At 35.8% G+C, this 12,738-nt stretch carries 7 protein-coding genes and 1 pseudogene; all 8 read right to left on the bottom strand.

Features of this window, described 5'->3' with window-relative positions:
* Window positions 1-440: 440 nt before the first annotated feature.
* On the bottom strand, window positions 441-4,730 hold the full coding sequence (locus D2K60_RS14705; protein WP_117169677.1) for a PolC-type DNA polymerase III: 4,290 nt from the start codon (window positions 4,728-4,730) through the stop codon (window positions 441-443).
* Between the two features lie 115 nt (window positions 4,731-4,845).
* Window positions 4,846-6,549, bottom strand: a complete 1,704-nt coding sequence (locus D2K60_RS14700) for a proline--tRNA ligase (RefSeq protein WP_117169678.1) — start codon at window positions 6,547-6,549, stop codon at window positions 4,846-4,848.
* Between the two features lie 31 nt (window positions 6,550-6,580).
* Complete coding sequence (gene rseP, locus D2K60_RS14695) at window positions 6,581-7,840, bottom strand: RIP metalloprotease RseP (protein WP_117170372.1); 1,260 nt, start codon at window positions 7,838-7,840, stop codon at window positions 6,581-6,583.
* Window positions 7,841-7,881: 41 nt separating this feature from the next.
* Window positions 7,882-9,027 (bottom strand): annotated as a pseudogene (gene dxr / locus D2K60_RS14690) (1-deoxy-D-xylulose-5-phosphate reductoisomerase).
* Window positions 9,028-9,048: 21 nt separating this feature from the next.
* The gene (locus D2K60_RS14685; protein ID WP_117169679.1) at window positions 9,049-9,813 is read right to left on the bottom strand and encodes a phosphatidate cytidylyltransferase; all 765 of its coding nucleotides are present in this window, start codon (window positions 9,811-9,813) and stop codon (window positions 9,049-9,051) included.
* Window positions 9,814-10,309: 496 nt separating this feature from the next.
* Window positions 10,310-11,092 carry an isoprenyl transferase gene (locus tag D2K60_RS14680; protein ID WP_117170373.1) on the bottom strand — a complete coding sequence of 261 codons (783 nt, stop codon included), beginning with the start codon at window positions 11,090-11,092 and terminating at the stop codon, window positions 10,310-10,312.
* A 224-nt stretch (window positions 11,093-11,316) separates the two neighbouring features.
* Window positions 11,317-11,874, bottom strand: coding sequence for a ribosome recycling factor (gene frr, locus D2K60_RS14675; protein ID WP_117169680.1), 558 nt, complete (start codon window positions 11,872-11,874; stop codon window positions 11,317-11,319).
* Between the two features lie 2 nt (window positions 11,875-11,876).
* On the bottom strand, window positions 11,877-12,599 hold the full coding sequence (gene pyrH / locus D2K60_RS14670; RefSeq protein ID WP_117169681.1) for a UMP kinase: 723 nt from the start codon (window positions 12,597-12,599) through the stop codon (window positions 11,877-11,879).
* Window positions 12,600-12,738: the final 139 nt, after the last annotated feature.

The raw sequence follows: 12,738 nt of genomic DNA, 5'->3' as shown, positions 1-12,738 counted from the left end.
TTAAAGTTTACACATTTTAGTCTTTTTCATTAACATCTTATATAAGAAACATAAAACCCTTGCCAAAAAACGGCAAGGGAATACTACGCTTCATACTAAAATCAAAAGAAATCTGCACAAGAAATCAGTGCAAAACGTATACCATCCTTTTTAAAAATAAGCTTCTATGTAACAAAAAGGACGATAGGTGTGAAGAAAGAGTGGGTTTCCCCACTCCTTCTTACTAACGTATCATTTCGTACCATAAATTACTATACCATATTCCTTAATATCATGCAAGGAAACGTGCAATAACAAGTTAATCGAGACACGCTACGTCAGAAAATGGCCTCCCTTTCTGTAGGCACGGAAAGCATCGTGTATTTTCAGAACGGGGTACCGGTATGTCAAAGTTTATCGATTTTCCCAAAATAAGCAATCTTTTTTTAAAAAGCTTTTATTTAAAATAACGATAATTGATTTTTATCTTCCATTCCTTTTAGGCTACCATGATTCTCTAAATATTCTATAACCGTTTTAGATATTCTACTTCTTTCTCTTAAGTCTTCTTTCGATAAAAATTCACCTTCTTCGCGCGCTTTGACAATATTATGAGCTGCATTTGTTCCTAAACCATCAACGGCGTTAAACGGAGGGATCAGACTATTCTCAACAACAAGAAAATCTGTTGCACTCGATTTATACAAATCAACGCTTTGGAAAGTAAATCCTCTTTCATTCATTTCAAGAGCTAATTCCAGCACAGTTAAAACGTTTTTTTCCTTTGTTGAAGCATCATTTCCTTTAGCCAAAATTTCTTCTATACGTTTACGAATCCCTGTTGGACCTTTCACCATTAGGTCTAATTCAAAGTCATCTGCACGAACAGAGAAGTAAGCTGCGTAAAAAAGAATTGGATGATGTACTTTAAAATAAGCAATCCGAACTGCCATTAAAACGTATGCAGCAGCGTGTGCTTTTGGAAACATGTACTTAATTTTTTTACACGAATCAATATACCATTCAGGTACATTGTTTTTCTTCATTTCTACAATCCATTCATCTTGTAGACCTTTTCCTTTACGAACGAATTCCATAATTTTAAAGGCTAATGAAGCATCTAATCCTTTATGCATCAGATAAACCATAATATCATCACGGCACCCAATTACATCTGGCAACTTACAAATGCCCTTATTAATTAGTTCTTGTGCATTACCTAGCCATACATCTGTTCCGTGTGATAAGCCAGAGATAATTACTAGCTCTGCGAATGTTTTTGGCTTTGTATCTTCTAGCATTTGTCTAACAAATTTCGTACCAAACTCTGGAACACCTAACGTACCGGTCTTACACATGATTTGCTCTGCGTTTACACCTAATACTTCGGGACCTGAGAAAATTTTCATTACTTCTTCGTCATCTACTGGAATTGTTTTTGGATCAATTCCACTTAAATCTTGTAACATCCGAATCACGGTCGGATCATCATGTCCAAGTATATCTAGTTTCAATAAATTATCGTGAATGGAATGGAAATCGAAATGCGTAGTTTTCCATTCAGAATTACGATCATCAGCTGGAAACTGGATCGGTGTGAAGTCATAGATATCCATATCATCTGGAACAACAATAATTCCACCAGGGTGTTGTCCTGAAGTCCGTTTCACACCCGTACAGCCTTGAACTAAACGATCTGTTTCAACAGCTTTCATTTGTAATTGATGATCACTCGCATATCCTTTTACGTAACCATACGCTGTCTTCTCCGCCACAGTACCAATTGTACCTGCCCGAAACACTTTATCTTCACCAAACAGTACTTTTGTATAGTTGTGCGCTATTGATTGATACTCACCCGAGAAATTCAAATCAATATCCGGAACTTTGTCCCCCTTAAAGCCTAGGAAAGTTTCAAACGGGATATCCTGACCATCTTTTCGCATGCTTGTTTCACAAGACGGGCAATTCTTATCAGGTAAATCAAAACCACTACCAACAGATCCATCCGTGAAAAATTCATGATGCTGACACGTCGCACAAACATAGTGTGGTGGTAATGGATTTACTTCTGTTATTTCCGTCAATGTTGCAATTAATGAAGAACCAACAGAACCACGAGAACCCACTAAATAACCATCATCTAATGATTTTTTCACAAGCTTATGCGAGATAAGATAAATAACCGCAAAGCCGTGCCCAATAATACTTTTCAACTCTTTTTCGATACGCTTTTCGACAAGTTCAGGTAAATCATTACCATAGAGATTTTTAGCAAAGGTATAGCTCATTTCTCGAATTTCTTCTTCTGCACCATCGATGTTTGGTGTATATAAATCTTCTTTTATCGGTTTAATTGATTCTAATCGATCAGCGATTGCTTGTGTATTTGTGACAACTATTTCTTTTGCCTTGTCGGTTCCTAAGAAATCAAAACTCGCAAGCATTTCATCTGTTGTTCGGAAATGGACATCCGGTAGTGTTTGACGACTTAGCGGGTTTCCATTTTGAGATGAAATAAGGATTTGACGATATAACTTATCTCGTTCTTCTAAATAATGGACATTTCCTGTTGCAACACAAGGTTTCTTCAAGCGATCGGCAAGCGCAACAAGGTTTCGTAATATATCTAAAATTTGCGCTTCATTTTGGACAAGCTCTCGACTAATCAATGGATAATAGTTAGCCGGTGGATGTACTTCAATATAATCATAGAAGGCCGCAACTTTCTCTGCTTCTTCTTGTGACTTTTGCATCATTGTTTCAAACACTTCACCTTTTTCACAACCAGAACCAACTAAAATACCTTCACGGTGTGCTTGTAATTTAGAACGTGGAATACGTGGTATTCTGTAGAAATAATCGATATGTGCTAAAGAAACTAATTTATAAATGTTTTTTAGTCCAATTTCATTTTGCGCAAGTAGTGTTGCGTGATGTGGACGTGCACGTTGATACGCATTACCCTCACCCATATGAATATTAAAATGGTTATGATTTGTAATTTCTTTCTCTCTTGCCTCTTTTAACAGTTTCCACATTAAATAGCCGGTTGCTTCCGCATCATATATCGCACGGTGATGTTGGGTTAATTCGATATCGAATTTCTTACACAATGTATTTAAACGATGACTTTTTAAAGTTGGCAATAAAAATCGAGCTAACTCTAATGTATCAATGACCGGGTTAATCGCTTTTTCTAATCCCGCTTTTTCATTTCCTTGATTTAAGAATCCCATATCAAAGCTAGCATTATGAGCAACCAAAATATCTTGTCCAGCCCATTCTTTAAAATCTGCTAATACTTGTTCAACATCAGGAGCGTCTTTTACCATATCATCCGTAATGCCCGTTAAATCATTGGTAGTCTCAGACAAAGGATGATGGGGATTTACAAATGATTCAAACCGGTCAACGATATCTCCACCTTTAACCTTCACAGCAGCCAACTCAATAATTGTATCGTATACAGCAGATAAACCCGTTGTTTCTACATCAAAAACAACATACGTAGCTGTATCTAAGTCAATGTCTTGTTCATTATAAGCAATTGGCACGCCATCATCTACAATATTTGCTTCTAATCCATAAAGAATTTTTACACCATGCTTTTGACCTGCTGCATATGCTTCTGGATAAGATTGTGCTACTGCATGATCCGTAATTGCAAACGCTTTGTGTCCCCATTTGCTAGCTTGTTCAATTAATTTTGAAGCTGTCACGACTGCATCCATTTGACTCATTGTTGTGTGCGCATGTAATTCCACACGTTTCTCATCTTCTGGAGCTTTATCTTCTTTTTTCTTTACTTTGATTTCATTAATATCATTAAGCATCATTGTTAACTCATTGGTAAATGTATCAGTTTGCACACTACCTCTTGCTTTAATCCAGATGCCCTCTTTAACTGCTTTAAATTTTTCTCCATCTTGATCATCTTTTGAAAACATTTTTAATGAGAAAGAATCCGTATAGTCTGTTACCTTAATGATTAACAAGTGTCGTCCAGAACGTAACTCTCTAATATCAACAGCAAATACATACCCTTGTACAACAATCCGTCTTTCTTCTTCTAGTATTTCTTTCATCGGCACTGGTTCATCTTTAATTTTATAACCAATCATTACTGGTTCGTTTGAAACGCCAGCCTCTTTCTCTTTTTCACGAACTTCTTTATCCATTACAGCTTTTTGGACTAATTCCTTATCTTCAAGAGCCTTTTGCTCTCTAAACTTTTTAATATCTTCCATTTCAGTCTTTGCATCAACTTTTAATGTATAAGCGATAGCGCCGATCTTATTACAGTACGTTCGAAATGCAGGCTCTAGTCTTTTTTTAAGCGCATTTGCTTCCGCATCATTTCGAGCAGTCACAATAATCTTATTACCATCTATTTGTGGTTTTTGCTGCTCGACAAGATCTTTATATGCAGGTGAAAGATCACCAACCGACCCTATGAAATCCTGCCAATAGGCACTAACCTCTTCATTACTTATATTTTTACTTTCAGCATAAAGCGTCCAATCAACAGTGGCAATATGCGAAAAGGTTTCTTGTAGTTTCAAACAGAAAAGTCGATACGCCTTAGCAGGTAAGATTTGTTTGATTTGGATATGAAAGTGCCATCGCTTTTCCGTTTTAAATACTTCTAACTTTGTTAGTTGACTCTCCGAAAAATTAGTAGTTTCAGGTTCTGTCAAGTTTATTTGTTTTAATAGTACTTTCATCTTATCGTTACTCGAAATACTCAATTTTGTTTCCCCCCTAGCATGTGTTCATACATCTGAACAAAAAAATCTTCTATCTTATTCTACTACGCATAAAAACCCCTGTCACCTATTCTTTAGGACAAGGGGTTTAAAAGTCTTATGCTAATAAGCTTTGTATATAGGCTATTACATCATCTTTATGATGTTCTGTCTGTTCGCCATTAACTCGTTCTTTACACTCTATGATACCTTCATCTGCACGCTTACCAACAGCAATTCGATAAGGGATTCCAATAAGATCACTGTCCGCAAATTTAATTCCTGCACGTTCAGCTCTGTCATCGTAAAGTACTTCTATTCCTTTTGCTTTTAAACCGGTATACAATTCTTCAGCAAGGCTAGTCTGTTCTTCCTTTTTACTATTTAGTACAAGCAAGTGTACCTGAAATGGTGAAATCTGTTTTGGCCATGTTATTCCCAAATCATCATGGTATTGCTCTACAATAGCTGCTAATGTTCTAGAAACACCAATTCCATAACAACCCATAATCATTGTCGTTGCTTTTCCTTGCTCATTTAAAAAGCTTGCACCAAGTTTATTTGCATAAAATTCACCTAATTTAAATACTTGGCCAATCTCAATTCCTCGAGCAAATTTTATTACTCCTTGTCCATCAGGAGAAGAATCTCCTTCTGCAATAAAACGAACATCTGCATATTTCGTCACTTTGAAGTCGCGTTCAGGATTCACATTCACATAGTGATAGCCTTCTTCATTTGCTCCACACGTTACATTCACGGCATTGCGGACGGCAAAATCTGCAACAATATCAACTTCTTCATTTTCCATCTTAACTGGACCTAAAGAACCAAAACCAGCACCCAACATTTCTCTTGCTTCTGTCTCTGTTGCTAATTCAACAGTTGCTGCTTGATAAAGATTTTTAAGTTTTATCGTATTTACTTCATGATCTCCTCTTGTAACAACTAATACAAAAGAATCATCAACTTTGAAAAATAAAGCTTTTAAACCCTTATCCAATGTATGTTCAAGGTAATCAGCAACATCTTGCATTGTTTTTTGATTCGGTGTGGCAACTTTATCTAACGGTAATGCAGACTCATTCGACTTTTCGTATTGATCAACTACTTCAGCCATTTCGATATTGGCAGCATAATCAGATGTATCAGAGAATGCGATAATATCTTCACCAACTTCAGATAATGCCATAAATTCATGTGTATCTTTTCCACCCATTGCGCCAGAATCTGCAATGACAGCTCGAAAATTTAAACCTAATCTTGTAAATATATTCGAATAAGCTTGATACATACTATCATACATCTCAGTTAAACTTTCGTAAGAATCATGAAAAGAATACGCATCTTTCATAATAAATTCGCGTCCTCTTAATAAGCCAAAACGAGGTCTTTTTTCATCACGAAACTTCGATTGAATTTGATAGACAGTCAGTGGCAGTTTTTTATAACTTTTCACTTCATCTTTAATCAAACTTGTCACAACTTCCTCATGTGTTGCACCTAATGCAAATTCACGGTCATGTCTATCATTAATTCGCATCAGTTCTGGACCAAAAGTTTGCCACCTGCCTGTATCTTTCCACAATTCAGCTGGTTGTAAGGCTGGCATCAACATTTCATTTGCCCCAATATTGTCCATCTCTTCGCGAACAATATCTTCTACCTTTCGAAGCACTCGCTTTCCTAATGGTAAAAAACTATAGATTCCAGAAGCAGTTTGTCTAATATAACCTGCTCGTAACAATAGTTGATGACTTGAAACATCTGCATCTGCTGGTATTTCTTTTAATGTAGGTATTAGTGTTTGACTTTGTTTCATTTTATTTTACACCTCTTATAATAGTTCATTTCTATAAAAATAAGCGTTGAATATCATTCCATGTTACGACAATCATTAATAACATTAGTAAAGCAAACCCGACAAAATGGACAAGCCCTTCTTTTTCTGCAGATATTGGTTTGCCACGAACAGCTTCAATTCCAACAAACAATAATCTACCACCATCAAGCGCCGGTAAAGGTAATAAATTGATAATACCTAAATTAACACTTAACATAGCGGTCCACATTAAGAATGTTGCAAATCCATTTTGGACAACCTGGTCAGTTGCATCATAAATCCCCACTGGTCCAGAAAGCATATCAATTGAAAATTCACCTGTTATAAGCTGACTCAAACTAGTAAGTATTAATTTAGAAGTTGCATAAGTTTCCTCTAAGCTATAAGGGATTGCTTTTGCAAAGGACTTCTCCATATATTGTCTTACGCCAAGTTGACCGAACTGTTGATCTTGTGATTCTACCATTCGCGGTGTCACTACAAGTTCCTGTTCTTCACTACTATCACGCAAAACAGTCATCGTTAACTCTGTCTCTGGATTTTCTCTTACTGTCGTTTGAAATTCAGTCCACATTGTGACTGGCGTGCCATCTATTGCAATTACTTCATCACCAGCTTCAAATCCTGCTTCTTCAGCCGGACTATCTGCTTGAATTGTTCCTAATTTAGCTTCTTCTGTCGGAACACCTTGTGTAAATCCTAGAATAGCAAAGATTACAATTGTAAGTAAGAAATTCATCATTGGTCCAGCAAATAATTGCATGGCACGTTGTCTTTTTGTTTTGGAAGCAAATTGGCGATCAAATGGAGCAATTTGTGTCTCGACTTCATCCATCACAAAATCTGCCTTTGGATCAACAGAAAAGCGTAGTTTATCCTCTTCTCCTACATCATAACCTTCAATAAATAATCCGTGTTCTAAATCTGCCTTTTCGACCTCAATAACACGTGCAGTTGGATGCTTCGACTTTTTATTAATAATAATTTTATCGACTGCACCTGCTTGGTTAAATTCAATTGCAATATGTTGTCCTGGTTTTAATTCCGTTATTTCTGGATCTTCACCGGCAACGCGAACATACCCACCCATAGGCAGTAATCGAATCGTGTATAATGTTTCTTTTTTCTTAATCGAAAAGACTTTTGGACCAAATCCAATTGCAAGTTCTCTTACTAACATCCCTGCTTTTTTAGCAAAGATAAAATGTCCAAACTCATGAACGAACACAAGTAAACCGAACATTAAAATAAATGCAATAATTGTGTTCAACACTAGCACTCTCCTTCTTTTTACCTAATACTTTACTTTCTTCATTTCAAAAAAGACGCAACTTTCATTCGTGTTTCTTTGTCTACTGCGTGAATCACTTCTAAAGCTGGATATGGTATTACCTCATGCTCTACCAAAACACGTTCAATAAAATCCTCAATTTGTAAGAAAGTTATCTTATTTTGTAAAAATAACTGAACAGCCATTTCGTTAGCTGCATTTAATACGGTTGGCATCGTTCCGCCTACTTTACCAGCTTGATAAGCCATACGCAAGCATGGGAAACGCTCAAAATCTATTTTAGAAAAATGTAGTTCTGCTATTTCTAATAAATCTAGTGGTTTGGTTTGTGGTAACGCTAAACGTGATGGATATGTTAAAGCGTATTGGATCGGTGTACGCATATCAGCAGTACCTAATTGCGCGATCACACTTTTATCATGAAATTCAACCATGGAGTGAATGATACTTTATTTATGTAAAATAACGTCGATTGCATCATAAGGGACATCAAATAACCAATGTGCTTCGATCACCTCTAATCCCTTGTTCAGCATAGTTGCCGAATCAATTGTTATTTTAGCACCCATGCTCCAGTTTGGATGTTTTAGCGCATCTTCAACCGTAACATCTTGTAATTCTTTTCTCGTTTTATCTCTGAAACTACCACCTGAAGCAGTCAATATTAGGCGGCTCACCTCTTTACTGTTCTCGCCTTGCAGGCATTGAAAAATAGCTGAATGCTCACTGTCAATCGGCAAGAGGCGCACCTGATGCTTTTTGGCCTTCTCCATCACTAAATGTCCTGCAGTTACTAATGTTTCTTTATTCGCAATCGCAATTGTTTTATTCGCCTCTATCGCACAGAGTGTTGCATCTAATCCTACACTACCTACTATCGCATTTACTAAAACATCTGTTTCTTTATCCACACTAACCTCTATCAAACCTTCGTTTCCGATTAATATTTGAACATGAGAAACTGCTGCTTTAAGTAACTGCTTTGTTTCATTATCCAAAACAACAACTTTCTTTGGTTTGAATTCATTTATTAAAGGAACGGCTTGTTGAACATTTTTACCAAATGCTAATGCATGGATCGAAAACTCGGTTTTATGATGCCGTATCACGTCTAATGTCTGTATTCCTATCGAACCAGTAGCACCAAGCAAAGTGATATGCTTCATTTCGAACACTCCTATCTGATTCTATGAAACGAATTGAATAAAATGCAGAAACGGAAAGACAAATAACCAACTATCAAATCGATCCAAGATGCCACCATGACCAGGTAATATTTTTCCAGAGTCTTTTACATTATAGTATCGTTTAAATGCAGATTCCACTAAATCGCCTACTTGTCCAAACATACTTGCAAATATTGTTACAAGTAACACGACTAGCATAGATGCGTGTACAGGTGCAATTAACTGAAAAACAACTGCAACAACACAAGCTAATAAAATTCCACCAAGTGCGCCTTCAATCGTTTTATTCGGACTGATTTCTGGCCAAAGCTTCTTCTTCCCAAATGCCCTTCCAAAAAAGTATGCACCAGTATCAGTAGCTAAAATAATTACGATCGCATAAAAAATAAATTCTAAACCAGCTTGCTGCGTTTCTATAAAGTAGTAAAAGCCTAAACCAATATAGAGAGCTGATAATACAAGGAAACCTGCATCTTCAAATGTAAACTTGTTTTTAACAAGTACAGTATAACCTAATAATAACAAAACAATAATTAACGTTACTTCTGATTTATCGATATTAAAGTCGAATAATAACGTCCATAATAAAATCAAAGTGAAAGCTGTCGGTATTGGATATTTCGTCATCTTCTTCATGTGCAATAACTCTAACAATCCTATTGAACCAATTACAAACATAATTATATAGAAGGGCCATCCCCCAATAAAAACAAACGGAAAGAAAAGCAGTATTGCTATAATTGCCGTGATTACTCTTTGCATCATTTTGTTCACCTTCATGTCCTAAATCTATTAGTTATGATTTATATTATTTTATATATTTTACTTTTTCAAAATTTGATAACATGTTACATATTACTTATTTAACTTTCTCAGAGTATATCAGACATTTAAGCCTTGGTAAAATTAAGGAGTCTCAGATTCCAAAGCTAAAATTGACTTCGTACTCCCGTCACATGTAGCATTGCGTTTCATCTTACGAACGTGATAGAAATTACGACGTAGATTTCCTAACTGCTACGTCAGCAAATGGATTCCCTTTCCGTGGGCACAGCCACAGCTAACTTGGTAAAGAAGAACACTTTACCAAGTTAGCTGTGGCTTGTGCTGTTCCCACCGGAGTGTCATCCATTTGCTTCCTTCGCTTGATAGCGTATCTTGGCTTTATACAGATTGTAATTTTAAATGTTTCTAACTCGCATTGAAATTAAAATATCAAGCAATTTAACAGAAATACGCCAAACTTAAGAACAGTTACTAATTACACACCACCAAAGCGACGTTTTCGATTTTGATAATCCACTAACGCTTGCTCAAACACTGCTTCATTGAAGTCAGGCCAATACACCTCAGTAAACCAAAATTCTGAATAGGCTGCTTGCCACAACAAAAAATTACTAAGACGTTTCTCACCACTTGTTCGAATAATTAAATCAGGGTCTTTCAATTCACTAGTAAATAAATAGTTTGAGAATACAGATTCATCAAGTTCTTCTACATCAAGCTGATCGTTTTCTATATCTTTTGCAATAAGTTGTATCGCTTGTATTATCTCGTATCTACTACCGTAATTCAATGCAATATTTAGAATGAGTCCGTCATTTTCACGCGTTTTATCCTTTGCGGATTGTACTGCCTTTTTCGTGTGTTCTGGTAGCATATCAAATGCTCCAATTGTTCTAATTTGAACATTTTCTTTTATTAACTCTGGTAAATATGTATGTATAAATTCTATCGGTAATTTAAGTAAGTATTCAACTTCTGATTTAGGTCTTTTCCAGTTTTCTGTTGAAAAGGCGTATAATGTTAAAACTTTAATATGGTGCTTGTTTGCTACACGTACGATGTTTTTTACATTATCCATCCCTTCCTTATGACCAGCAAATCTTGGAAGTCCACGTTTTTTAGCCCAGCGACCATTTCCATCCATTATTATTGCAACATGCTCAGGTAATACATAAGCATCATTTATCATATCTTTATTTTCAATAGCATGTTTTTTAGAACTTTTATTTTTAAAGAAAGGAAATCTAAAAATCGACATTGTCTGTCCCCCATCGTGTGTAAAACTTAGCGCTATGATGAATGTTTCATAAGATATCATACCATTTATCAGTTTACCACGTAATGGCATCTGAATCACTAGCAAATAAAAAACACTCCAGTCCATTTTCTAACAGCTCAGTAGAAATAACAGTATAAAAAGGAAAGACCCCCTTTATTCAGAGGGTCTTCGTATATTATATTGCTTCAATTAATTAAATCTTATCAAACTTCTAATATTTCTTTTTCTTTTGATTTTACTACTTCATCAATTTCAGTAATGAAGTTATTTGTTTCTTTTTGAACATCATCTTGATATCCTCTTAATTCATCTTCCGTAATATCACCATTTTTTTCATCTTTCTTCAATTGATCATTTGAGTCACGACGAATATTACGAATTTGAACTTTAGATTCTTCGGCGTATTTACCAACTACTTTTACCAATTCTTTTCTTCGCTCTTCTGTAAGTGCTGGAATACTAATACGTACAACATTTCCATCACTAGAAGGCGCAAGACCCAAATCTGCTTTTTGAATTGCTTTTTCAATATCAGGTATCGATGTTTTATCAAAAGGTGCAATTAGTAATAAACGCGCCTCTGGTACCGATATCGTCGCAAGTTGGTTTAAAGGTGTTGGAGCACCATAATAATCAACAAATACGTTGTTCAATAATGCTGGATTTGCTCGTCCTGCTCTTACTGTAGATAATTGTTTAGAAAAAGATTGCACTGCTTGTGCCATTTTTGACTTTAGATCATTAATTACTGCTTGTGACATAACTATCTCCCCCTTATAATTGTACCAATTTGTTCGCCTAGTACTGCACGTTTAATATTTCCTTCTTCCATAACAGAAAAAACGAGAAGTGGAATATCATTATCCATACATAACGATGAAGCTGTAGAATCCATTACACCAAGTCCATCATTCAACATTTGTAAGTAAGTAAGTTCTTCATATTTAACTGCATCTTTGTTTAATTTAGGATCTGATGTATAAACGCCATCAACATTGTTTTTTGCCATTAAAATAACTTCAGCATCGATTTCAGCCGCTCGAAGTGCTGCCGTTGTATCAGTAGAAAAATACGGATTACCTGTACCAGCAGCAAATATAACAACACGTTTCTTCTCTAAGTGACGAATTGCTTTTCTTCTGATATATGGCTCAGCTACTTGACGCATTTCAATAGATGATTGTACACGTGTTTGAATCCCTAGATTTTCTAAGCTATCTTGTAAAGCTAATGAGTTCATTACCGTTGCTAACATACCCATGTAATCAGCATTGGCACGATCCATTCCCATTTCACTTCCAACTTTACCGCGCCATATATTACCGCCGCCTACAACAATTGCAATTTCAATTCCTAACTCTGCAATTTCTTTTACTTGCGAAGCTATTGATTGAACTACACTTGGTTCAAGTCCATAACCTTTTTCTCCACTTAGCGCTTCTCCACTTAATTTTAACACAATTCTTTGATAGTAGGCAGTAGTCATAATAACCTCCATATGTAATTTTATTTGTTTCCTTATAGTTTTCGTTATTAACAGACAATTTGTGTCTAATTCTAAACAAAAGGGAACACCACGTGTCCCCTAAATGTTTAAATCAGTTTTATCTCATTAACTAAAATGA

The organism is Paraliobacillus sediminis, from assembly GCF_003426055.1.
This window is presented reverse-complemented; position numbering and strand designations above follow the sequence as displayed.

What these genes read in the sequence shown, in the direction of transcription:
- frr (WP_117169680.1), bottom strand. Translation starts at nt 11,874, where the DNA reads ATGTCACAAGCAGTAATTAATGATCTAAAGTCAAAAATGGCACAAGCA.
- D2K60_RS14685 (WP_117169679.1), bottom strand. Translation starts at nt 9,813, where the DNA reads ATGATGCAAAGAGTAATCACGGCAATTATAGCAATACTGCTTTTCTTT.
- D2K60_RS14700 (WP_117169678.1), bottom strand. Translation starts at nt 6,549, where the DNA reads ATGAAACAAAGTCAAACACTAATACCTACATTAAAAGAAATACCAGCA.
- pyrH (WP_117169681.1), bottom strand. Translation starts at nt 12,599, where the DNA reads ATGACTACTGCCTACTATCAAAGAATTGTGTTAAAATTAAGTGGAGAA.
- D2K60_RS14680 (WP_117170373.1), bottom strand. Translation starts at nt 11,092, where the DNA reads ATGTCGATTTTTAGATTTCCTTTCTTTAAAAATAAAAGTTCTAAAAAA.